General features: G+C 32.3%; 28 protein-coding genes. 15 read left to right on the plus strand and 13 right to left on the minus strand.

What is annotated here, in order from left to right; translation table 11 throughout:
• The first annotated feature begins 35 nt into the window (after positions 1-35).
• Together A0O34_RS01465 and A0O34_RS01470 are read left to right on the plus strand one after the other, a co-directional pair.
• Positions 36-2,264 (plus strand): DUF2339 domain-containing protein, encoded by a 2,229-nt coding sequence (locus tag A0O34_RS01465; RefSeq protein ID WP_066750444.1) that lies wholly within the window; start codon positions 36-38, stop codon positions 2,262-2,264.
• A gap of 107 nt (positions 2,265-2,371) precedes the next feature.
• Positions 2,372-2,809, plus strand: coding sequence for a hypothetical protein (locus A0O34_RS01470; protein ID WP_066750446.1), 438 nt, complete (start codon positions 2,372-2,374; stop codon positions 2,807-2,809).
• A 46-nt stretch (positions 2,810-2,855) separates the two neighbouring features.
• Here the strand turns inward: A0O34_RS01470 and A0O34_RS01475 are convergent, their stop codons facing one another.
• The gene (locus tag A0O34_RS01475) at positions 2,856-4,133 is read right to left on the minus strand and encodes a replication-associated recombination protein A (RefSeq protein ID WP_066750448.1); all 1,278 of its coding nucleotides are present in this window, start codon (positions 4,131-4,133) and stop codon (positions 2,856-2,858) included.
• 197 nt (positions 4,134-4,330) lie between these two features.
• Here A0O34_RS01475 and yidD point away from each other — a divergent pair, with 197 nt between their 5' ends.
• Complete coding sequence (gene yidD, locus A0O34_RS01480) at positions 4,331-4,573, plus strand: membrane protein insertion efficiency factor YidD (protein WP_066750451.1); 243 nt, start codon at positions 4,331-4,333, stop codon at positions 4,571-4,573.
• A gap of 433 nt (positions 4,574-5,006) precedes the next feature.
• Positions 5,007-5,873: a prolipoprotein diacylglyceryl transferase gene (lgt, locus tag A0O34_RS01485; protein WP_066759410.1), complete on the plus strand. Its 867-nt coding sequence runs from the start codon at positions 5,007-5,009 to the stop codon at positions 5,871-5,873.
• A gap of 63 nt (positions 5,874-5,936) precedes the next feature.
• On the opposite strand, the gene A0O34_RS01490 is transcribed toward lgt, so the two are convergent.
• Positions 5,937-7,451 carry an NAD(P)H-hydrate dehydratase gene (locus tag A0O34_RS01490; protein WP_066750454.1) on the minus strand — a complete coding sequence of 505 codons (1,515 nt, stop codon included), beginning with the start codon at positions 7,449-7,451 and terminating at the stop codon, positions 5,937-5,939.
• 217 nt (positions 7,452-7,668) lie between these two features.
• On the opposite strand from A0O34_RS01490, the gene mscL (A0O34_RS01495) reads away from it, so the two are divergent.
• Positions 7,669-8,049, plus strand: coding sequence for a large conductance mechanosensitive channel protein MscL (gene mscL, locus A0O34_RS01495; protein ID WP_066750459.1), 381 nt, complete (start codon positions 7,669-7,671; stop codon positions 8,047-8,049).
• A gap of 106 nt (positions 8,050-8,155) precedes the next feature.
• Positions 8,156-8,533 carry a large conductance mechanosensitive channel protein MscL gene (mscL, locus tag A0O34_RS01500; protein ID WP_066750462.1) on the plus strand — a complete coding sequence of 126 codons (378 nt, stop codon included), beginning with the start codon at positions 8,156-8,158 and terminating at the stop codon, positions 8,531-8,533.
• Between the two features lie 52 nt (positions 8,534-8,585).
• Here mscL (A0O34_RS01500) and A0O34_RS01505 read toward each other — a convergent pair whose 3' ends face one another.
• The 3 genes from A0O34_RS01505 to A0O34_RS01515 form a co-directional block, all read right to left on the minus strand.
• Entirely contained in the window at positions 8,586-9,545 is a 960-nt protein-coding gene (locus tag A0O34_RS01505) for a D-2-hydroxyacid dehydrogenase (RefSeq protein ID WP_066750465.1), read from the minus strand.
• A gap of 103 nt (positions 9,546-9,648) precedes the next feature.
• On the minus strand, positions 9,649-10,050 hold the full coding sequence (locus A0O34_RS01510) for an LNS2 domain-containing protein (RefSeq protein ID WP_066750468.1): 402 nt from the start codon (positions 10,048-10,050) through the stop codon (positions 9,649-9,651).
• Between the two features lie 154 nt (positions 10,051-10,204).
• On the minus strand, positions 10,205-11,134 hold the full coding sequence (locus tag A0O34_RS01515; protein ID WP_066750472.1) for an IS1595 family transposase: 930 nt from the start codon (positions 11,132-11,134) through the stop codon (positions 10,205-10,207).
• A 487-nt stretch (positions 11,135-11,621) separates the two neighbouring features.
• Here A0O34_RS01515 and A0O34_RS01520 point away from each other — a divergent pair, with 487 nt between their 5' ends.
• Positions 11,622-12,383, plus strand: coding sequence for a T9SS type A sorting domain-containing protein (locus tag A0O34_RS01520; RefSeq protein ID WP_066750474.1), 762 nt, complete (start codon positions 11,622-11,624; stop codon positions 12,381-12,383).
• A 124-nt stretch (positions 12,384-12,507) separates the two neighbouring features.
• The gene (locus A0O34_RS01525; RefSeq protein WP_066750477.1) at positions 12,508-12,897 is read left to right on the plus strand and encodes a hypothetical protein; all 390 of its coding nucleotides are present in this window, start codon (positions 12,508-12,510) and stop codon (positions 12,895-12,897) included.
• A gap of 17 nt (positions 12,898-12,914) precedes the next feature.
• Here the strand turns inward: A0O34_RS01525 and A0O34_RS01530 are convergent, their stop codons facing one another.
• Positions 12,915-13,115 (minus strand): hypothetical protein, encoded by a 201-nt coding sequence (locus A0O34_RS01530; protein ID WP_066750480.1) that lies wholly within the window; start codon positions 13,113-13,115, stop codon positions 12,915-12,917.
• Positions 13,116-13,632: 517 nt separating this feature from the next.
• Between A0O34_RS01530 and A0O34_RS01535 the strand changes: the two genes are divergently transcribed.
• From A0O34_RS01535 to A0O34_RS01555, 5 genes are all read left to right on the plus strand, one after another.
• On the plus strand, positions 13,633-14,235 hold the full coding sequence (locus tag A0O34_RS01535) for a Pr6Pr family membrane protein (RefSeq protein WP_066750483.1): 603 nt from the start codon (positions 13,633-13,635) through the stop codon (positions 14,233-14,235).
• A 75-nt stretch (positions 14,236-14,310) separates the two neighbouring features.
• A complete protein-coding gene (gene idi / locus A0O34_RS01540) occupies positions 14,311-14,820 on the plus strand; it encodes an isopentenyl-diphosphate Delta-isomerase (protein WP_066750486.1) in 510 nt (169 codons plus the stop codon).
• 1 nt (position 14,821) lies between these two features.
• The gene (locus A0O34_RS01545; protein WP_066750488.1) at positions 14,822-15,295 is read left to right on the plus strand and encodes a hypothetical protein; all 474 of its coding nucleotides are present in this window, start codon (positions 14,822-14,824) and stop codon (positions 15,293-15,295) included.
• Positions 15,296-15,303: 8 nt separating this feature from the next.
• Entirely contained in the window at positions 15,304-16,380 is a 1,077-nt protein-coding gene (gene gcvT / locus A0O34_RS01550; protein WP_066750497.1) for a glycine cleavage system aminomethyltransferase GcvT, read from the plus strand.
• Positions 16,381-16,519: 139 nt separating this feature from the next.
• The gene (locus A0O34_RS01555; RefSeq protein ID WP_066750500.1) at positions 16,520-16,858 is read left to right on the plus strand and encodes a hypothetical protein; all 339 of its coding nucleotides are present in this window, start codon (positions 16,520-16,522) and stop codon (positions 16,856-16,858) included.
• 2 nt (positions 16,859-16,860) lie between these two features.
• Here A0O34_RS01555 and A0O34_RS01560 read toward each other — a convergent pair whose 3' ends face one another.
• Positions 16,861-17,202 carry a hypothetical protein gene (locus A0O34_RS01560; RefSeq protein WP_066750503.1) on the minus strand — a complete coding sequence of 114 codons (342 nt, stop codon included), beginning with the start codon at positions 17,200-17,202 and terminating at the stop codon, positions 16,861-16,863.
• A gap of 45 nt (positions 17,203-17,247) precedes the next feature.
• On the minus strand, positions 17,248-17,601 hold the full coding sequence (locus A0O34_RS01565; protein ID WP_066750506.1) for an arsenate reductase family protein: 354 nt from the start codon (positions 17,599-17,601) through the stop codon (positions 17,248-17,250).
• A gap of 119 nt (positions 17,602-17,720) precedes the next feature.
• Here A0O34_RS01565 and A0O34_RS01570 point away from each other — a divergent pair, with 119 nt between their 5' ends.
• Both A0O34_RS01570 and A0O34_RS01575 read left to right on the plus strand, forming a co-directional pair.
• Positions 17,721-18,188: an acyl-CoA thioesterase gene (locus A0O34_RS01570; RefSeq protein ID WP_066750509.1), complete on the plus strand. Its 468-nt coding sequence runs from the start codon at positions 17,721-17,723 to the stop codon at positions 18,186-18,188.
• A gap of 11 nt (positions 18,189-18,199) precedes the next feature.
• Positions 18,200-19,072 carry a sugar phosphate isomerase/epimerase family protein gene (locus A0O34_RS01575; protein WP_066750511.1) on the plus strand — a complete coding sequence of 291 codons (873 nt, stop codon included), beginning with the start codon at positions 18,200-18,202 and terminating at the stop codon, positions 19,070-19,072.
• Positions 19,073-19,436: 364 nt separating this feature from the next.
• Here the strand turns inward: A0O34_RS01575 and A0O34_RS01580 are convergent, their stop codons facing one another.
• The 5 genes from A0O34_RS01580 to A0O34_RS01600 all read right to left on the minus strand — a co-directional run bounded on the left by A0O34_RS01580 (position 19,437) and on the right by A0O34_RS01600 (position 23,484).
• Positions 19,437-19,622, minus strand: a complete 186-nt coding sequence (locus tag A0O34_RS01580; RefSeq protein WP_066759412.1) for a hypothetical protein — start codon at positions 19,620-19,622, stop codon at positions 19,437-19,439.
• A gap of 161 nt (positions 19,623-19,783) precedes the next feature.
• Complete coding sequence (locus A0O34_RS01585) at positions 19,784-21,025, minus strand: MFS transporter (protein ID WP_066750514.1); 1,242 nt, start codon at positions 21,023-21,025, stop codon at positions 19,784-19,786.
• A 73-nt stretch (positions 21,026-21,098) separates the two neighbouring features.
• On the minus strand, positions 21,099-22,667 hold the full coding sequence (gene rny / locus A0O34_RS01590) for a ribonuclease Y (RefSeq protein WP_066750516.1): 1,569 nt from the start codon (positions 22,665-22,667) through the stop codon (positions 21,099-21,101).
• A 227-nt stretch (positions 22,668-22,894) separates the two neighbouring features.
• Positions 22,895-23,182, minus strand: a complete 288-nt coding sequence (locus tag A0O34_RS01595) for a cell division protein ZapA (protein ID WP_066750519.1) — start codon at positions 23,180-23,182, stop codon at positions 22,895-22,897.
• Entirely contained in the window at positions 23,182-23,484 is a 303-nt protein-coding gene (locus A0O34_RS01600; RefSeq protein WP_066750523.1) for a hypothetical protein, read from the minus strand. Before A0O34_RS01600 ends, A0O34_RS01595 begins: the two co-directional genes overlap by 1 nt.
• Positions 23,485-23,604: the final 120 nt, after the last annotated feature.

Consider the following 23,604-nt stretch of genomic DNA (forward strand, 5'->3'; position numbering starts at 1 on the left):
CCCGAATTTTCTATATTTGATAAATAAAACGACAAATGGAAAATTCCCTGTTCATCATATTAATCTTCGTCTTCTTTTTTGCATATTATACGCTTAATAAAAAAATCAGTCATCTTGAAAATGAAATCTCTGAGCTTAGAAAAAAGGCAACTAAAAACGCACAATTAACTGAAATTAAAGAAGAAAGAATAGATCCTGAAGTAAAATTTACTTTAAGTGAAGACATTCAGGAAGTTCAGCCGATAAAACAACAACCTCCCGTTTCCAAAGAAACTCCTCCTCAAAAAGATTGGATTGCTCCGATTTTTGATTTTTTGAAACAAAACATACTGACAATCATTGGAATTTTCACTTTGGTTCTGGGAATCGGTTATTTTGTAAAGTATGCGATTGATAAAAACTGGATCGGAGAAACTTCAAGAGCAGGAATTGGTTTCTTAATCGGTGGCGGAATTATGCTGACTGCCCATTTTTTAAGGAAAAATTACGCTGTATTTTCATCAATTATTACGGGTGGCGGAATTGCAATTTTATATTTCACAACAACTATTGCTTTCAGAGAATATCATTTGTTTACACAGAATCTCGCCTTTATCATAACTTGTATTATCACACTGATTTCCATACTTCTATCCTATTATTACAAGAGTGAAACGTTAATTATTTTCTCATTATTTGGCGGATTTTTGGCACCGTTAATGATCAGTACCGGACAAAGCAATTACCCTTTCCTCTTCACTTACATCATGGTTTTAAACATCGGAATGCTCACCATTGCATTTCTAAAACATTGGAAAAGTGTGGGTTGGATCGCATTTATTTTTACTAATATTTATCTTTTTTATTGGGCTGTAGAAAAACCAGAAATTTTAAGCATCTATTTTTATATTATTGCTTATATAATTTTCTACGCATTTGCTTTGCAGAGTTATATCAAGAAGAATGTACTTTCTACTTATGATATTTTAATGCTTGTATTGATTAATTTCTCAAGTATTATTGGTATCGTGTATATTTTCAATGAATTAGAATATGAACCAGTTATAATATTTCCAATTATTTTTGCTTTAATTAACAGCTTATTATTACTCAAAGAATACAATAAAAAAGACTTTGGAATCAGTTATTCTGTTTTTACAGGAATTACAGTAAGCCTTGTTACCATTGCGTTTGCGTTGCAGTTTAAGACCCATTTAATCACCACAGTTTGGGCTATTGAAGCAACGTTACTTTTATTTATCTGGAAAAAAACCAGTCTCAATATTTTCAAACTTTGTTTTTATGTTTTGTTCCCTTTGGTTATTGTAACTCAAATGGTTACTTGGGCTGAATATTATACTGCGAAGAATCTCAATATTGTCTTCAATCCTGTATTTTTAACGAGTTCAGTTACCGTAATCACAACTCTTGCGAACTTGATTTTGCTAAAAAAACTCCCGGAAACTCAAAAACAAGACAACAGTTTTTTTGAATACACCTTTAAAATTTTAAGCTTTGGAGTGATTTACGTTGCTCTGTTATTGGAAATTATTTATCATATTTCTGAAAAACCTTGGTCGTTCATTTTCAGTATCGGACTGTTATTCAGTGTATATTATCTTTTTATTATTTTATTGTTCCGCAAAAAATTAGATATCAATAAAGATTTTGAAACTGGACTTATTTATATCTTTTTGTTTCTGTTAATGTTGAATGTTTCATTTTCCGCATCAGGAATTGTGACGTCTATTTTAGTAAAGAAAATTGATATTAATTTTTATGCTGTACACCTACTCTATTGGATTCCATTTATTTATACACTTTGGAAAATATTACCAGAATCAGATTTTTTCAAAAAAGAAATTGCGTATTGGTTTGTATCTATTACGCTTATTACCGTAATCAGCTGTGAATTGTATCATTTATATATTCTGGCTAATACGTCTGACATTTTGACAGTATGGAAGTTTGAAAAACATTTCAGTATTTTATATTTGCCAATAATTTGGGCAGTTCTTGCAAGTATTTTTATTTATTTGGGTTTAAAGAAAAACATTTCAGAACTCAACAAAGTTGGTTTTGCTCTTCTTGGTTTAATGATTTTAAAACTATACGCTTATGATGTTTGGCAAATGGATAACGTTTCAAGAATTATTGCTTTTATTATTTTAGGTGTCATTTTATTACTAAGCTCTTTTATGTTTCAGCGATTAAAAAATATCATTAAAAATCTAGTTGATAAAAAAGATGAAACAATTGAAAATGACAATCCGGAAATGCAATAAAAGCTCTTATTGATAGTTAATTTTTAATTTAACCTAAAAATTCATTCACATTTTATAAAAAATACTTATATTTATCAAGTTTTTAACAGTTACATATTCCATAAACTATGAAAAAATTACTCTACTCTTTATTAATATTTGCTTCAGCAAGTTTATTTGCTCAGAAAAATACATCTACAAAATTTGCAATTGCCAATGACGTTGTAGGATCTGTAGAAATGTTCGCCACTAAAGGCAACATGCTCCAAGGTAAAGGTATTCCAAGAACAAAAGCTGCATTACCTCAAAACCTTAAAAAATATGCTGATCTTGCAGATAACGGACTTGTAGAATATAAGTTTATCAAAGGTTACGAAGGTTTAGACAGACTTACAGTAGCTCAAATCAATGAGATGGACAGTCTTCCAAAAGAAACACCGGTTTTCATCGATGGTTATGAGTTTAAAAATCCTGAAACTAAGGTTTACGCAGAAATACTGAACAACAAACAGATCAAAGAAGAGAACGGTAAAAAATTCTTAACTTTTACAACTAAAGCGAAATAATTTTATTATTCAAAATATAAAAGGATACTCAGTGAGTATCCTTTTTTTAATATTTATCATTCCATTTTTTCTTGAGCTCATCGTAGATTTTCTTTTCAGTTGCATTATTTCCGGGCTCGTACAATTTCAAACTTCTGATTTCCTGTGGCAGAAAATCCTGATCCACAAAATTGCCTTCATAAGAATGGGCGTATTTATATTCTTTGCCGTAATCCATATCTTTCATCAGCTTTGTCGGCGCATTTCTGAGATGTAGAGGAACAGGCAGGTTTCCGGTTTGCTTTACCAATGCCAAAGCATCATTAATAGCCATATACGCTGAATTACTTTTCGGAGAAACGGCCAGATAAATCGCTGTTTCACTCAAAATAATTCTCGCTTCCGGATTTCCTATAACGTTAATCGCCTGAAAGCAATTATTGGCGATCATTAAAGCAGTAGGATTCGCTAAACCAATATCTTCAGCAGCCAAAATCAACATTCTTCTGGCAATAAATTTAATATCCTCACCTCCCGCGATCATTCTTGCCAGCCAATAAACAGCCCCATTCGGATCACTTCCGCGCATAGATTTAATGAATGCCGAAATAATATCATAATGCTGTTCACCATTTTTATCATACAAAGCCATTGTTTCCTGAAGAACTTCAAGAACATCAGAATTAATGATTTCGTTGGTATCAGAATTTTTATATTGATTTAAGACAAGCTCCACAGAATTGATCAATTTTCTAGCATCACCTCCCGAATATTGGATCAAAGCTTCTTTTTCTAAAATTTTAAAATCTGTATTTTCTTCTTTATTAAATCTCTCAGAAGAAATATCAACAAGTTCTTCCAGTTTTTCATAGCTCAAAGCCTTCAAAACATAAACCTGACTTCTCGAAAGCAAAGCGGAAACCACCTCAAAACTTGGATTTTCAGTAGTTGCACCAATTAAAACAATCCACCCTTTTTCAACCGCATGAAGAAGTGAATCCTGCTGAGATTTATTAAAACGGTGAATTTCATCAATAAATAAAATCGGTGATTTCCCTGAAAACAAATTCTGATTTTTAGCTTCATCGATAATATCCCGAACATCTTTTACTCCTGAAGAAACTGCGGAAAGTTTATAAAATGTTCTCCCTGATTTTTCAGAAATAATTTCAGCCAAAGTTGTTTTTCCGGTTCCGGGAGGTCCCCAGAAAATAAGAGAATTCAGAGCATTATTCTCTATCATTTTTCTTATCGTCCCTTTTTCTCCCGTAAGATGCTCCTGCCCGAGAACATCATCTAAGGTTTTAGGTCTTAATTTTTCAGCTAATGGAATATTTTGATTCAAGATTTTTTTGATTTGATTTAAAGTGAAAATTTTTAATACAAAGATGACAAAGCACCCATAAATATTTCAATTTTGAATGTGTAAATATACAAAATCGACAAACGCCGGAATTTATCCGATGAAACAACTATTTACGCCCCGAAACTTATAACAAATTTAAACTAATTTTAATTTTTTTACCCTATTTTTGCATTGCTTTGAAACTTACATTCAATAAAATCATCACTTTTCCTTTGGTAGTTTTAATAAAATTTTACCAATGGTTTATCTCGCCTTTACTTCCAAAAAACTGCCGTTACGAGCCTACATGTTCACATTACATGGTAAAATCGTTGCAGGTTCACGGTATTTTTAAAGGTTTTTGGTTAGGTTTGAAGAGAATTTCAAAATGTCATCCTTGGGGAGGAAGCGGATATGATCCCGTTCCACCAAAAAAATAAAATCAACGAACAAACTATTAAAAAAATAGAAATGAGTAATATTTTTTTCAGAATTTACCTTGTATTATTTGCCTTTGTTACACAGTGCTTTTTTGCACAGGATTATCAGGGCAGTTTATCAGACGGAACTTTAAAGGTAAATTCAACTGAACTTCCTGTAAAAATTTATGCAACAACTGAAGCTCAAGATCTGAGCGGATTTGCCGATAAAAAAATAGACAACAATGTTTTGGTCATTCTGAATGAATCAAACTTTGAGCCTTCATATTACAATTATAGTGTGCAAACTTTGGCAAGATTTAAAGAAAATCAGTATCAGTTTTTTGATAAGAACTTTAAATTAATTCAAACCGGAGCTACGCAGGACAATATCACTACATTTAAATATGCTGTAAAATCTAGCAAGCCAATTACAGCTTCTGATAAGGTAGAATTGGAAACTCCATTTAAGATCTGGGATCCTTCAAAAGGGATTCAATTAGGACCAATTACGCTACATTTCTATAGCTTAATGTTTATTTTCGCTTTTGGATTAGGCTATGTTTTAATGGCTAAAATTTTCAAGATCGATAATGTAAACATAAAATATCTGGAACCTCTTTTCACTTGGACGTTGATCGGAACTATTTTGGGAGCAAGATTGGGACACGTTATTTTCTATCAGCCGGAATTATTCAAAGAAGATTTCTGGAGTGTATTTTTACCGATCAGCACTAAAAACGGATTAAAATTCACAGGATTTTCAGGATTAGCAAGTCACGGAGCTACAATCGCTCTGATCTTTACAACACTTTATTATTCATTTAAAATCATCAAGAAAAATCCATTCTGGGTATATGACAGAATAGGAATCGTAGTTGCTTTAGGAGGTGCTTTTGTAAGAATGGGTAACTTTTTCAATTCTGAAATTATAGGAAAACCTGTTGACCCTAGTTCACCATTCGCTATATTTTTCCCTCAGCAAAGCAGCGAGTACGGCGTAACAATTCCACGTTATCCTACACAGTTATTTGAAGCAATCGGGTATGTTTGTTTATTCGTTTTATTATGGATCTTATACACAAGAACCAACAAAAAATACCAACAGGGATGGTTATTTGGACTGTTTTTTATCATTCTTTGGGCAATCAGATTCTTTGTAGAATTCTTGAAAGAACCTCAAGGAGACGAATTCATTCAATTTGGAGGATTAAATACAGGACAGATCCTTTCAATTCCTTTTATGATCGCAGGATTTGTGATTATGATCTATTCTAAGAAATTCAAAATCACAGAAGCAGAAAACGGGAAACCGGAATAAGCTTACTTTATCATATTTAAAAAGGCAAATTTGCATCACGCGAATTTGCCTTTTTTATTTATGCTATAATTTTATCGCAACATTTTTATTGAGTTCTTCGAAAACATTTCCAAATTCATTAATAACATCCGTTGGAAGCATAGATTCTTTAGAATATTTTTCAGCAGCAAATTCAGCGGCTTTTCCATGAAACCAAACACCGAAAATGGCAGCATTTTCTTCCGAGTATCCCTGAGCAAGAAATGAAGTTATGATTCCTGTTAGTATATCTCCGCTCCCTCCTTTTGCCAAACCTGAATTTCCTGTAATGTTATAAAAAACATTTCCTTCCGGAGTAATTATTTGTGTGTGATGATCTTTTAAGACAATATAAATTTGAAGTTCATTAGCTTTTTTTCGGGCTAACTCTATTCTTTCGAAAGAGTTTTTTATAGCACCAAATAACCTTTCAAACTCTTTTGGATGCGGAGTTATGATCGATTTTTTTGGAATTAATTTTAAGTTTTTCTCATCTTTTGAAATAATATTTAAAGCATCAGCGTCCAACAGTAATGGTTTTGGATATTGTTTTAAAAATTTCAATAGAGATTTTTCCGTTTCCAAAACTGTTCCTAATCCTGGGCCAATTCCACAGACTGAGGTTTCATCAATATCAAATTGATCGATATAATTTTCACCACCCTGTATAAACATCGCTTCCGGACAAGAAGTTTGAAGAACCTCATATCCACATTTCGGAGCTAATGTAAAAGTTAATCCAGCACCAGTTTTTAAAGCTGATTTTGTCGCCAAAACAGCGGCACCGACTTTACCATAGCTTCCGGCAGCAATCGTCACTTTTCCATAAGTACCTTTATGAGAAAACTCATTTCTGGGTTTGAAGATACTTTCTACAATTTTATCATCAATAACAAAATCCGGTGTTGCTGTATTCGAAATGTATTCTTCGCTTAAATTTATATCTAAAATAATGACTTTTCCTGTATATTTTCCCGTTTCGGGATACAGGAAACTTTTTTTCCAAAACTGAAAACTTAATGTATAATCTGCTTTAAAAATAGTAGAATTTTCATCAGAAATAACGTCTGTAAACAATCCTGACGGAACATCAATTGAAATTCTGACATTATTTTTAGCGTTTAAATCATTAACAAGTTGTTTATAATCTCCCTCCAACTCTCTTGATAATCCGGTTCCGAAAAGAGCATCAATAATTACGGTTCTGCTATCAAAACGATAGCTTTCAACATCTTTAAAGTTCTTAATAAGTACGCCCGAGACTTCTTTTAATTCTTTAAAATTCACATTCGCATCATTGGAATATTTTGCTTTGGGATCTACAAAAACATCAACATCAAAACCTTTTAAATACAACATTTTCGCGATCGCAAAGCCATCTCCGCCATTGTTTCCACTGCCGCAAAATATGGTGAAATTTCTGTGATTTTTGCAGTTTTCATAAATCCAGTCGACACAGTTTTGTGCTGCCCTTTCCATTAATTGAATTGACGAAACAGGTTCATCAGAAATTGTAAATTCGTCACATTTACGAATCTGCTCTGCTGTGAAAATTTTCATAATTATTATTGTTTTTATTATACATACTACTGTTAACAGCAATTTACAAAGAATTTTCTTTTATTTTTTTAAATTAAACAACAAATAAACCTAATGTGAAATTAAATCGCATAAAAATTTAATTCACTTATATTTTTAAATAAAAACTTGAAATCATAAAAATTTTTATAACATAAATTCCTATTTTTGTTCATAATAATACTTAAAAATATAAATTATGGGATTTATTAAAGAATTTAAATCATTTGCTTTTAAAGGAAATGTACTTGATCTGGCAGTCGGTGTTATCATTGGTGGAGCCTTCGGAAAAATAGTTTCGTCTTTGGTAGAAGATGTTATTACTCCTTTATTATTAAATCCTGCTCTTAAAGCTGCGGGTGCAGAAAACATCTCAAAACTATCTTGGAATGGTGTTACTTATGGTAATTTCCTTTCTGCAATAATTAGTTTTTTATGTATTGCAATGGTATTATTCTGGATCATTAAAGGGGCAAATAAAATTACCCATAAAGAGGAACCAGCTCCAGCTGGACCTACTGAAGACCAAAAATTATTAATAGAAATCAGAGATTTGCTTAAAAATAAAAACAACATATAAAACACAGACCACTTCAAAATTGAAGTGGTTTTTATTTATTCTTGAAAAACTAATCCCTAACAAATCAAAATTTTATTATATTTGCCTGTAACACAATGTAAAATTTATGGGATTTTTAAAAGAATTTAAAGAATTTGCCTTCAAGGGTAATGTTATTGATCTGGCAGTCGGTGTAATAATCGGTGGTGCCTTCGGGAAAATTGTATCGTCATTAGTTGCAGACGTCATTACCCCTTTATTATTAACTCCTGCCCTTAAAGCTGCGGGCGCCGATGACATTACAAAATTATCATGGAACGGGGTTACCTACGGAAACTTCTTATCATCAGTGATAAGCTTTTTATGTATTGCAATGGTACTTTTCTGGATCATTAAAGGCGCTAATAGAATATCTAAAAAAGAAGAACCAGCCCCTGCAGGACCAACTGATGACCAAAAATTATTAACGGAAATTAGAGATTTGCTTAAAAGTAAAAATATATAAAAACAAAAACACCTCAAGTTGAGGTGTTTTTTTATTCTTTATTATAATCAGATTACTGAATCTGTAAAATACTTGAAATTTGTTCTGCCAAAGACAAACCAATTCTGTCCTGAGCTTCCAAAGTAGATGCCCCTGTGTGAGGTGTCAAAGAGATTTTAGAATGATTAAGAATCTCTTTAGAAGGCGTTGGTTCGTTGATGAAAACATCAAGACCTGCAAACCTTACTTTTCCTGAATCTAAAGCTTCAATTAAAGCAGACTCGTCGATCACACCACCTCTTGAGCAGTTTACGATAGCAACTCCATCCTTCATGATTTCAAATTCATTTTTCCCTATCATGTAACCGTCTTTCTGAGCCGGAACGTGAAGCGTGATGAAGTCTGAATGCTTCAAAACTTCCTGTAAAGGTTCTGTTTCAATATCAACATTGATGAACTGGTTGTTGTAGAATTTCACTTTGATGCTTGCTTTTCCAACATTACTGTCAGCAGCCACAACTCTCATACCAAGGCCTAAAGCGATCCTTGCAACCTCTTGTCCGATTCTTCCCATCCCAACAATTCCGATGGTTTTTCCTCTTAATTCGATACCTGCAGCGTACGCTTTTTTAAGACCTCCAAATTCTGTATCTCCTACTAAAGGCATTTTTCTGTTAGAATCCTGTAAAAATCTTGCTCCTGAAAATAAGTGAGCAAAAACCAATTCAGCAACCGATTCTGAAGAAGCAGAAGGTGTATTGATCACATGAATTCCTTTTTCTCTTGCATAATCTACATCAATATTATCCATTCCTACTCCACCTCTACCGATGATTCCAAGGGACGGACAATTATCAATAATATCTTTTCTTACCTGCGTTGCACTACGCACTAATAAAGTACGGATTTTGTGCTCGTTGATATAATCTACCAAAAACTCCTGCGGAACTTTTGCAGTGATCACTTCAAAACCTTTCTCAGTCAATGCATCAATCCCAGACTGATCCAACCCATCGTTTGCTAAAACTTTCATAAATATTCTTTATCTATTTAAAAACTAAAAGATTTAAAAATTAAAAGATCATGCAGTATTACCCACTTTAATCGTTTAATCTTTAAATCCTCGAATTATAATTTTAATCTTTAAAAACTTCAATCGTAACTTGCTTTTCTACAAGATCCGTGAATTTTCCTTTATATCTTGTCGCTCTTACCAAATGATTGTCTATCCAGTGATAGTTCCCACCTCTTGGTTTTCCGCATAAAACACTGTGATATTTAAATCCGTGCTTATCCAACCAATCAATGGTAATTTGCTTTAGATTTTCTGTTCTTGAAGTAAAAAAACAGATCTGGTGACCTTCGTCGTACCATTTATTCACTGTTTCTAAAGCGTCTGGATAAGGCTCACAAGTAACCATTCTCTCCGGCTCTTCATTTGGTACATCGTCCGTAATCGTTCCGTCGATGTCTATTAAATAGTTTTTTACCCCGTCCTTAAGAATCGGACTTAAATGCTCTTTGTATTCTAATTCCATCATGAAAATTTGAATTGCAAAGTTACGATTTTTACATCTAACCGATGTACTAAACTTAGTTTAAATTAAGGCACCTACATACAATGTTACACCACTAAAAATTCTACAAAGATTCTTCTGAGTCTTTGTATTTTTTATTTATATGTAAAGTTATTTATTTTGCTTTTAGCTTCTCATAGGTTAAATTACAACCTTTGATATTTGAAATCATATGCATGAATTTTTCACTAGGACTCATTTCTCTAGTGTTATGTTTAAAGACAAATTCGTTGATATATAATTGTAAATGCTTCTTTGAAGTAACTCTATAAACACCAATAATTGCTCCTTTTACACGAGTCCAGAAATTCTCAATACAGTTTGTGCTTGCATTACCATTCACATATTCTTTCTTTCCATGATTAACTATTAAGTGATTGTAATATTTATGTAAATTTTTATATGCTGTCCATTCATCAGTAAAAACATTATCATATAAATTAACTGTTCTAAAAATAAAGGGTTCTAAATCATATCTACTAACTGTTGGAACAACTCTAGCAACTACTTTTCCACCACGCTGAATTAATCCCAATACAGGAACTTTATCTTTAAAACTACGTCCTTGTGAATGTTTTACTTTTTTGTCTGCATGACGATTTTTATTTTTCCCACCTACATACGTTTCATCAATTTCAACTTCACCTGATAATAAGTGATTATTTTCAAATGCAGAACATGCTCTTAATCTTTTAAGAATAAACCAAGTTGTCTTCTGCGTTAAATTGAGGTCTCTTTCTAATTGTTTAGATGATAAACCTCCTTTATGACTTGTGAATAACCATATTGCAATAAACCAATCTTGAAGTTTAAGATTTGAGTTCTTAAATAAACCAATATTTCTTATGGTAAAATATTTTCCTGTGTTCTTACACTTGTATTTATTGTTCTTACATTTATAGACTTTTGATGTCTTATCAAACGGTGAAACTGGATTTCCATTCCAAAAAATCTCTTCTAAGAAATTTATGCACTTCTGTTCATCTGAAAATGTTAAAATTAATTCTTTTAATGATCTAATTTTCAACCCATTAAAAATATTCATATCTTCTATTGTTAGAAGTATACTATCCGTAAATGTGTGTTTATTATAAGATGAAAGCGCTAATGTTGCGCTAAAAAAACATCAGTCATGAAAAAACTCTTTATATTTGTTCAAAATTATGGATATAGCATATCCTAATAAGACATTTTCGAACACATAGAACGCTTGTCTAACGACATTCCTCAAGAAAATCTGGTACATTTAATTGGAGGGAATATGTTAGCAACTTTCATGTCATATCTATATGGCATGGGGCTGCTGCATCTTCGACTCCAACGGTTTACCAGAACCTTCTTGATAGAATTTGCTAGTAGTCCTCATGCTTTCTTTATTTACAAATAACTCTTTTTCGGGACTGAGAAGAAATTAAATCACATTTATGATTAACTCAATTATGGATTTCCGTAAGGAAATGAACTCTTTACAAAATAGCTTTGTGAAGTCTAACACTATGAATGAAACTCTATTAAAAATCAAATTTTAAACCATGAAAAAAACATTATTATCAGGAGCTATCATAGCTTCAAATTTTGTATTCAGTCAAATAACACTTGAAAAAACATACACTTCAGAGAGCCTTCAAGTTTATACAAATACAACTGAAACAAATTATTATTCTGTTGGTCAGAATCTTACAACAATTAAGATCTATAATGCTAATCACACATTGAAAAAACAATTTTCACCAACTATTCCAACAGGATATTCAATGAATATAAGTTCTTATAACAATTTCATTCTATCTAAAAACATTTTTAATACGGATAATCTCTTAGAAATTGTTGTCGTTTTTAACAAGTATGATAATGGGTCTATAAACAAAATTGTAATCTTTAATGAAGACGGACAAATTGTGAAAGACTTTGGAGAGAATTATAGATTTGATGATGAATTTGATTTCCATGTTTATCACGATAATACAACTAATTCCAATAAATTAAGACTCTATAAAACCACAACAAACTCCACTGAAATATATAACCTACCAACAACCTCACTTGCAGCAAAAGAAGTTCAATCTCAAGGTAAATTATCCGCATTTCCAATTCCTACAAACAAAATATTGAACATTATAAATCCAGATAATGGAGCTAATAAAGTTCAAATTTATGATGCATCTGGAAAGTTGGTTATGAATAAAACTTTCAGTTCCAATGAAAATAAAATTTCTATTGATGTTGAAGCTCTAACGAAAGGCATTTATATCTATAAAATTGGAGAATTGAGTTCCAAGTTTATTAAGAATTAATATTTTCATTATAGTGTGATATGAAATACCGCTGATAAAAAAGTGGTATTTTATTATGGTTTTCCGTAATGGTGATGGCGTTTTTCTTTGTAAATTTATAGCTTAAATTATAAAATATTAAACTATGAGAAAATATCATTTATCTTATGATATAATAGATACTAAAGATAGCACACAATATAAAGAAGACAAAGAATATTTATTATATTTACTTTATTCATTAGGTTATAATTCAATTTATTCATACGCTGATTCTACAATTATTGTAGAATATGATGAAGATAAAATTACACAGACTAAATTATTTGACTTTTTAGAAAATAACGTTCAGCATAATGTCCGATACTATATATCTTTAATCTCACAAATACAAGATAAACCTATTGATTCATTCTATAATGAAAAATATTTTAACTTTTTACAAAGAGAAAGAAATACAGAATTTCAAAAAGAACTTATAAATATTGATTGGGATTATTTAAAAAAGCTTTATGGTGATAGTTTAGAATACTAAATTACTATTATAAATGTTTAATAAATATCTGTAATAATGTTTTCAAAATCAAACATTCCTTTTAATTTAAAAGCACATAAATATCCATTAACTATAGGTTGATTTTTATTATCAGTTAATTTTATTGATTTTGGTAAACATTTAAATGTTTTAAAATATTCTATTGAAATATAAATTTTCCAATAGAAATTAAATAATTTTTGTTTGATATTTTTCATAGCATATAATATTTATAAGTTATTCTTATATATTATTTGCTATGATTTTTAAGTTTTTAACTTAGTGTAACATTGTATGTAGGTGCCTAAATTAATATTACACTCTTTAAATTATTATTTCCCGAATAAAATAAAGACTTACCCTATCGTTTTTACAATTGTGATTAAAAATATTTTGTTTTTGAAAGCAATCCTCATTTACTGATAATTAAATAATATTTTTTGTTTTACTTATTTAAATGTAATGCCTTTGTTTATCTTTATTAAAGTTGTTTTACTTCAAAAAAACTTTGTTTAGCCTTGCGATTATTAAACACAAAGAAATACAAAGAATTGATTTTAATTTATTAAAACTAAGATAAACAAAAGCGTTTCACTTATTTCCGAAATACAAAGATTCAAAATACATCATAACATTTATAAGTGAAATTTACGTCTTGACTTTCTAGTTTAAAATCAATACTAATTATATGAATTGACTTTTTTGTTTTATATTTATATCAACTAATTACAAACTATGAAAAAAAATATTGCCCTAATTTTCGCCTTTATTGGTTGGTTTGCCTTAATTGCCCAATATTATTTGCACATAGAAAACAGGATAAGCTCTTTACTGGAAGCTAACTTTAGGTTTTTCACTTATTTTACAATATTGGTTAATTTACTTGTTACATTATATTTAACAAGTGTAGCTTTAAAAAAACAGGGAGCTGAGGACAAAAATATAGGCTATTTAACGGCAATTACAGTGTATATTACAATTGTTGGAGTTACTTATCAAATCATTCTGAGAGGAACATGGCAACCGACCGGTTTGCAAAGAATTGTTGACGAATTACTTCACAGCGTAATGCCTGTTCTCACGATAATTTTCTGGTATTTATTTGAAAATAAAGCTAAAGTAAAATACAGTCAGATATTAAAATGGGCTATATTTCCGATTGTTTATCTTATTGTTATCTTAGTCAGAGGTAGTTTTTCAGGGTTTTATCCTTATCCTTTTGTGGATGTAACTGCTTTGGGTATGACAAAAGTTTTAATTAATTCTTTATTTGTTACGATCTTCTTTTTCATTACATCCTTTTTATATATCAGAATTGGAAAAGCATTGAAAAAATAATTGTAGCCTCGCAGATTAATATGATGTTTCACCAAAAATTTCCAAAATACATTTATTAAACTTACATTTGTAGGAATGGAAGAATTCGTAGTTTTGGTAAATTCGGCGGATGAAGTTTTAGGCTTAATGGAAAAGCAGCAGGCTCACATTAACGGCTTATTACACCGCGCATTTTCCGTTTTTTTATTCAATAATAAAGGTGAGATGCTTTTACAGAAAAGAGCGTCAGAAAAATACCACTCTCCCAATCAATGGACCAATGCAGTCTGCTCGCATCCAAGAAACGGCGAAACTTATCTTGACGGAGCAAAACGCAGAGTTAAAGAGGAACTGGGAATAGACACAGAACTTTCAGAAAAATTCAATTTTATTTATAAAGCAGATGTTGGCAGTGGGCTTTGGGAACACGAGCTTGACCACGTTTTTGTAGGAAACTACGAATCTGATTTTAATTTAAATAAAAACGAAGTTGAAGAAGTAAGATATATTTCCATGGAAGATCTCGATAAGGAAATTACGGAAAATCCTGAAAATTTCACCGAATGGTTTAAGATCATTCTCGAAGAATATAAACACCATTTTTAAAATGATTAAAAAATCAATATTAATAATAACATTACTGTTGGGATTTTTTTCGTTTGCCCAAAAGCAGAAGGTTTACGAGAATTCAAATTACTCTATCAATCTTCCCGATGGCTGGAAAGCAATGAATGAAGGCGATATCGTCAACATTTTTCCTACCAACGAAATTGGAGCGATCACAATTTCAGAATATCATGATCTGAATCTTCCAAAAGCAGAAACAAAAAAATTCATTCTTGCTCTTTACAAATCGAGTGATGATGAAAGCAAAATAAAAAGTAAGAACGGCAAGAAAGGATATACAGAATATTTTTACGAATATTTTGATGAAAAAGAAAAATTATTCTGGATCACCAAAGTTTTTCAAAAAGATAAAAATCTATACATTGTTTCCATCAACTGTGGTCAGAAATACTGGAACGGAAATTACATGACCCTTTTTAATGAAACTTTTAACAGCTTTAAAATAAAGAAATAGAAATAAATATGAAGAAAACAGCCTTGTACGACAAACACGCTTCTTTAGGAGCGAAAATAGTACCTTTCGCAGGTTTTGAAATGCCTGTACAATATTCCGGAGTTACAGAAGAACATTTTGCTGTAAGAGAAAAAGCAGGATTATTCGACGTATCTCACATGGGACAATTTTTCGTTGAAGGTCCCGGAGCTAAAGATCTTCTGCAATTGGTTACGACTAACAATGTAGACGCTTTAGAAAACGGAAAAGCTCAATATTCTTGTCTTCCAAACGAAAACGGAGGAATTGTAGACGACCTTATCGTTTACAAAATGGAAGATGAAAAGTATTTCTTGGTTGTAAATGCTTCAAACATTGAAAAAGACTGGAATCACATTGTAAAATACAACAATTTTGATGCTGTATTGACGAATGCTTCTGATGATATGTCGTTATTGGCAATTCAGGGGCCGAAAGCTACTGAGATTCTTCAAAAACTGACAGATACAAACCTTTCTGAGATTCCTTACTACAACTTCACAGTTGGGTCTGTGGTAGGTGTGAATGACGTAATTATTTCTAACACAGGTTACACAGGAAGCGGTGGTTTTGAGATTTATTTCCAAAATGAAAGCGCTGAAAAATTGTGGGATGAGATCATTAAAGCAGGAGAATCTGAAGGAATTATTCCTTGCGGATTAGCTGCCAGAGATACTCTAAGACTTGAAAAAGGATTCTGTCTTTACGGAATGGATATCGATGATACAACTTCTCCGATTGAAGCTGGATTAGGCTGGATCACAAAATTCGACAAAGATTTCGTGTCTAAAGATATTTTCGCAAAACAGAAAGAAGAAGGTGTTACAAGAAAATTAGTTGCTTTTGAACTTCAGGACAAAGGGGTGCCAAGACACGACTACCCTGTTGTAGACGCTGAAGGAAACGTGATCGGAAAAGTAACTTCCGGAACTCAGTCTCCGATGAAAAAAGTAGGTTTAGGATTGGCTTATGTTGATAAACCTCATTTCAAACTTGGTTCAGAGATCTTTATTCAGGTAAGAAATAAAAATATCCCTGCAAAAGTGGTGAAAGCTCCTTTTGTATAATTAAAAGATATATTTAATAGTAAAAACCGCAGAGCTTTCTGCGGTTTTTTTTATTTTTATGCTGCAACTCTCCGTCAAGTTTGTCATTCCAGAGGAATCTATACTTAGTTTAGAATAGCATTGCTGAGATTCCTCCGGAATGGTAAAAATTGTGGTTGAGTTTGCTTTAATTCAACAGGCTCAACACAAGCTTGCCTCGCTCCTCGCAATGAATATGCATTTTACATCATCCGAAGTTGAGAAAGTTCAAACCAATTTAGTTTCTCATCGTCCCAGTCCCAGAAAGTTTAAACCTAAACAGGTTCTCTTCGTCCGAAGTCCGGAAAGTCAAAACCTATTTAGGTTTGCTCCGTCGGAAGTTCCGACAGCTCAAACCTGTTTTGATTCTCTTCGTCGGAAACTCCGACAGCGTAAAATTATATTTTGGATAAAAATTAACCTTTTTTACAAGAAAATTGCTGTCAGCCTGAGAGACTGACATTATTTTGGAGCGTGCTGAAAACAATAATCGTTTCCTATTTTAGTATAATGTTGGTATCTCGTTCCCCTTTTTGTGGTTCCGAGACACTGATTTCCTTTATTGGTTCCGTTTACTTTTTTAGGTTTTGATGCAATTCCATAAACAGATGGTCTTGGCGGATTGCATTTTTTGCAAGGTTCCAAACCCATTTTCACCGCCTGAGTCACATCAAGCTGTGAAGAAAAATTATTAACCACTTTACAGGTAGACAGATGATATTTTGCCCCTGAAGGTGTTTTATAAACCGTTTGCCCACTCAGGCTAAACGAAATAAAAATCAATATGGAAACCAAATACTTCATTGAAATTCTTATCTAATCAGAACAGCAAATGATTATTTAATGATATTAGTTTGAGTGAAAATAATCTCTCAATTCTCCAATATTTTTTTTATCATTTCCGATAAAAATCTCTTTATCAGTAAGGAATACAGGACGTCTAAGGAACGTATAATGATCAAGCAAAAGCTCCTTAAAATCTTCCTCTCCCAATGTTTTCAGATCCAATTCTCTCAATTTTATCTGAGTAGATTTTTTACTGAATAATTCTTCGTATGATCCTGCAATTTTATGCATCGCTTCTAATTCCTCAATCGTTATAGGCTCTTTTTTGATCTCACGAAGTTCCCAATCTTTAAGACTAAACTGTGCTAATATTTTTCTACAAGTGTCACATGTATTAAGATAAAATACTTTTTTCATTTATTTTTTTAAGTTATTTTTTGTTAAATGAAACTCTTACGAAAGTTCCAACCTCCAAAAGTATGATTTAATCCGCCATTTTAAGAATTATTAAATACCTTTATTCAAATTTTATAAGAATGGATAACAAACCTATCACTTTTCAGTTTATTTCTGAGCCCTCAGATGTTAATTATGGAGGGAATGTTCATGGAGGAAGTGTAATGAAGTGGATCGACCAAGCAGGGTACGCATGTGCAACGACGTGGAGCGGAAATTATTCCGTAACTGTGTATGTTGGTGGAATACGTTTCTATGAACCCATCAAAATCGGGGAAATTGTAAAGGTGGAAGCACAAGTCATTTACACAGGTTCTTCGAGTATGCATATTTCTATCAATGTTTTCTCCAGAAACCTGAAACAGCCTACTTTTGATAAGAAAACCCACTGTATCATTGTTTTTGTGGCAGTTGATGAAAACGGAAAAAAACTTCCTGTCCCAAAATGGGTTCCTGAAACCGAACAGGAAAAACAACAGGAACAATATGCAAAACGCCTGATGGATCTCAGAACGCAGATTGAAGATGAAATGAAACCCTTTTTATAGTTTCTTGAAAAATGCTTAGAAAAGATTTCATACAACTTTCTTCATTGGGAATTTTAGGATTGTATTCCTGTGGAATTTCTCATTTAAAAATTAATAAAAACCCTTTGGCAATACAACTTTACACCATTCGTGATGCAATTTCAGATGATTTGGAAAAGGCATTGGAAAAACTTGCAGCTTTAGGATTTCGGGATCTTGAAATTTATGGATATAACGGAACTTTTTTTGGTAAAAGCAGAACTGAATTTCAATCTATTCTAAAAAATACAGGATTAAAAGTCATTAGTTCTCATCATACAATCGGAATTATTCACCAAGAGAAAGGAACTTTATTAAACAATTGGGAGAAATCGGTTGAAGATTTAAACTTCATCGGATCTAAATATATGGTCTGTTCTTATCTTTTTGATGAAGAAAGAACGATTGAAAACTATAAAAAACTGCCTGAATTATTTGAAAAATGTGGAGAAACAACTCAAAAAGCAGGAATTCAGTTTGCGTATCATAATCATGATTTCGAGTTTGAAAAATTTAATGAAAATCAAAATGTGTATGATTTTATTTTAAGTCAAACATCACCCGATCTTGTGAAAATGGAGTTAGATCTTTACTGGATCTCAAAAGCCGGACTCGATCCTTTATTGTATTTTGAAAAATATCCTAACCGTTTTCCTTTGTGGCACGTGAAGGATATGAAAAAGGATACAAAAGATTTTGCCGAAATAGGAAACGGAGTTATTGATTTTAAGAGAATTTTTGAAGCAAGAGAAAAGGCAGGTTTACAACATTGGTTTGTTGAGCAGGATTCGAGTGATAAGGATATTTTTGAGAGTATCAGAATGAGCCGAGATAATATTCAAAATCACAGTTTTTTCTTTAAATAATATTTTTTTAAAAAACCTTTTTAAACTTTTTATTTTAACCACAAAAGATGCAAAAGCCATTATTGGACGATTTAAAATTTAGCTCTTTTGAAAATAAAAACTCTCAAAAGAATAAAAATCAAAGATTTTTAAAAACTTATATGTTCTTGTTTACTGTTTATTATGAACTTAAATAAATAATATGTTTAATCTTTTGTGCCTTTTGTGGTTAAAATAAAAAGTTTAAACAAGTTCGTTCGCGTAAAGATTGTAAAGATTTCTTAATAATCATAAAATACAAAAGCCTTCTGGAATATTTCAAAAGGCTTTTGCGTATTAAATGTGGAAATGTTTATTTCTAGGTTGAAATAATTCTAAAAATTGCTTAGCAAGTAATTACTTGTGGACAACCTATATATTGTGAGCAATATTTAGGTCCTGTCACTGCTCCTGTGCAGCTGCATCCGCAAAGTGATAAATCCGGAGTTCCAATTTTACCTATTCCTCCGATGATGTTTTTAAGATCATCTTTTCTTAATTTCTTAGCGTTTTTTAAAATGTTGTTTGACATGTGATTTGGTTTTGGAGTTAACAATATAGTTTTAATTATTTCAAAGTTAAACAAAAATATATTATTTGCAACATAATTTATTTTTTAATTAATAATCCGTTGATATCAATCGAATTACTATTTAAATAACGATAAAAAGAGAAAAATATTATTTAAACACCTTATTCTGTAAAATCCAAATCTTTGTCATGCGTCTCGGAAATCGTCAATGCAGAATACAGCGCCAAAGCAAAAACAATGACACCAACAATCGCAGCACTGATGATCACTGAAAAATTATTTTTAAAAAGATCAAAAGCTAAAATCATGACCGGAACCAATCCTCTTACCATATTTGGAACCGTAGTTGTTGCCGTATTTCTGATATTTGTCCCAAATTGTTCTGCCGCCAACGTCACAAACATCGCCCAATACCCTGTTCCTAAACCAAGCCAGACGCAGAAGAGATAATATTTTGTTTCGGTATCCGTATTTCCGAAAAGCATAATGGAAACTCCGATCAATGTGAAGATCAGCATATAGAAAATGGCCATTTTACGAGATTTCAAAGCGTGGGAAATAAATCCACTCGCTAAATCTCCGACAGAAATTCCGACGTAAGCCCACATGATTGCTTTTCCAGGGTTGAGATCTTTAATTCCAAATTCAGGGGCAAATTGGTTCGCTAATACCGCTAGAATCCCGATGCAATACCAAGTTGGCAGCCCGACAGCAATACATTTTATATATCTGATGAAACGGTCTTTATTTGTAAAAAATGAGAGAAAATTTCCTTTTGAGACAGATTTCATCTCAATATTTTTATAAATGCCCGATTCTGAAACACTTATTCTTAGAAATAAAAGCATGATTCCCAGAACTCCGCCGATGATGTAAGAAATATTCCAACCTCCGGCTAATTCTACGGTTAATTGTGCCACAACCGCTCCCATTAATCCAAAACCTGCTACAACAGAGGTTCCGATTGCCCGTAAATTCTTCGGTAGACTTTCAGAAACCAGTGTAATTCCTGCTCCAAGTTCTCCGGCAAGGCCAATCCCTGCGATGAACCTTAATCCGGCATAAGAATATACCAAATGCTCTTTTGGAAAATGAGGTAAAAATCCACAAGCAATATTGGCTAAAGAATACACTAAAATAGATCCGAACAATACAGACAACCTTCCTTTTTTATCTCCAAAAACACCCCAGAAAATTCCTCCGATCAACAATCCAATCATTTGGCAATTGAGGATGAAGGTTCCGTCTACATCAGGATTCAGTCCTAAAGCTTTTAAACTCGGAATTCTTACAATGCCAAATAAAAGCAGATCATAAATATCTACGAAATACCCCAAGGCAGCAATGATCACGGGAATAGAAAAAATGTACTTCAGTTTTGAAGACAATGACAGTTCTTGCATTTTTAAATTTTGATAAAAATAAAAAACCTTTCAATTTCTTGAAAGGTTTTTATAAAATATCTTTGATCGATTATTATCTTGCAATATTCACAGCTCTCGTTTCTCTGATTACTGTTACTTTTACTTGTCCAGGATACGTCAATTCGTTTTGGATCTTTTCAGAAATATCATAAGACAACTGAGAAGCAGTTTCGTCATTTACTCTACCGCTTTCTACCATTACTCTCAACTCTCTACCCGCCTGGATTGCATAAGCGCTAGAAACTCCTTCAAAGCTTAATGCTGCAGCTTCAAGATCTTTCAATCTTTGGATATAAGATTCTAATACCTGTCTTCTTGCTCCCGGTCTTGCTCCTGAAATAGCATCCGCAACCTGAATGATCGGAGATAATAATGACGTCATTTCTACCTCGTCGTGGTGAGCTCCAATCGCATTGATAACTTCTGCATTTTCACCGTATTTTTCAGCCCACTGCATACCTAATAAAGCGTGAGGAAGTTCAGACTCCTGCTCAGGAACTTTACCTATATCGTGTAATAGACCGGCTCTTTTCGCTAATTTTACATTTAATCCTAATTCAGCAGCCATTGTTGCAGCGATATTCGCTACCTCTCTTGAGTGCTGTAATAAGTTTTGTCCATAAGAAGAACGGTATTTCATTCTACCTACGATCTTGATCAATTCGGGGTGTAAACCGTGAATTCCTAAATCAATGACCGTTCTCTTACCAACTTCAATGATTTCCTCCTCAATTTGTTTTCTTGTTTTTTCAACAACTTCTTCGATTCTTGCAGGGTGAATTCTACCGTCTGTTACCAATCTGTGAAGTGATAGTCTTGCGATCTCTCTTCTTACAGGATCGAAACATGAAAGAAGAATAGCTTCCGGAGTATCATCAACGATGATCTCAACACCGGTTACCGCTTCTAAAGCACGGATATTTCTACCTTCTCTACCGATAATTCTACCTTTTACTTCATCAGATTCAATATTAAATACTGATACCGAATTTTCGATCGCCTGTTCTGTACCAATTCTCTGAATTGTTTGAATAACAATTTTTCTAGCTTCACCTTTAGCATTTAACTGAGCTTCTTCCATGATGCTCTGAACGTGAGCCTGAGCTCTTGTTTTTGCTTCAGCTTTCATTGATTCTACCAATTCTGCTTTAGCTTCTTCTGCTGTGTAGTTAGATATTTTCTCAAGAATTTCAACTTTTTTAGATGTTACTACATCTAGTTCCTGTTGTTTTTTATCTAAATTTTCTGTTTTCTTGGCGTAATCAGCAATCTGTCTGTCTAAGTCTTTTTCAAGCTTACCTGCTTTGCTAAGCTCGTCATTAAGCTTATTTTCTTTGTCTTTGATCCTTTTTTCACCCTCCTGCATCTTCCTCTCTCTCGATTGGATATCTGCGTCGTGCTGAGATTTTAATTCAAGAAATTTCTCTTTAGCTTGAAGATTCTTTTCTTTTTTTATGGATTCAGCTTGTACATTAGCTTTTTCTATAAGGTTTTCGGCATTTTTCTGTGCATCATCTATAATAAATTTGCCCTTAGTATTCAATGAGCTTTTAGAGAAAAGTATCCCTATCACTGCACCAATTACTAAGCAAATAACGCCGACTATAATGGCTGTTGTCATATATATTGAGTTTTAATTGTCTATTTAATATTAAAATAAAAAAAGCCTACAATAATTCAATGATATAGAGTAAACTCCTAATCAACACGATTTGAACTGATCTCCACTGTCTGTAATCCGGATAACCGGCGCGCCATTCGATGGATGTTTGTTCGGTAATTTTTTAGCGTTGAGTTTACCTTTAATGTGTTAGAATTATTGTAGGCAGGTTTTCTGGAAAAAAAAATCTATTTTCCAATTTCATTCAACGATTGATTAATACTTACTAATCTTTCGTTGGTTGAATTTATATTTTTTTCGTAGTTCATAGACGTCACTTCAGCATTTGTTCCCAGTTTCAGGGCACACATCGCTAAAGCATCTTGTTTGTCTCTCACATCGAAATTCTGTTCAAAATCTTTAATCATATTCTCAATTTGCTTCCCCACTTTACGTAAAGTTTCTTCTTCTGCTGCGGGCACATTCAGCGGATACACTCTTCCTGCGATATTGATGGTTATTCTTCTTACCTCCATTATAATCCACTGTTTTGAAGCTGAGCAATACAGAAATCTACCTCTTTTACCAATCTGTTGATGTGATTTTTCATTAACCTATTGTGTTCAGGGTTTCCTGATATTGCTGAATAAAGTTTTATATTTTTTTGTTCTTCTGCTAATACCTGATTTTTTTTCCTCTCCTCATCGTATTTCTTCTTCAGTTCTTCATGCTCTGTATTTAATTCTGTTAATCTTTCATTAAGACTTTGATAATTCTTTTGTAAGTTCAAAATCTTTTTCTCTAATTCTGAAAAATTGTTTTCTAAATCTTGAAGCATTTCAGGTTTCTATATTCTAACTATTAGCAAAAATAAAAAAATAATGACAGTAACAAAAATAAAAGTCCCTATATTTTGATTTTCCAACAAAAAAGGAGATGTAATACACCTCCTTTATAT

The organism is Chryseobacterium glaciei (assembly GCF_001648155.1).
GTDB lineage: Bacteria > Bacteroidota > Bacteroidia > Flavobacteriales > Weeksellaceae > Chryseobacterium > Chryseobacterium glaciei.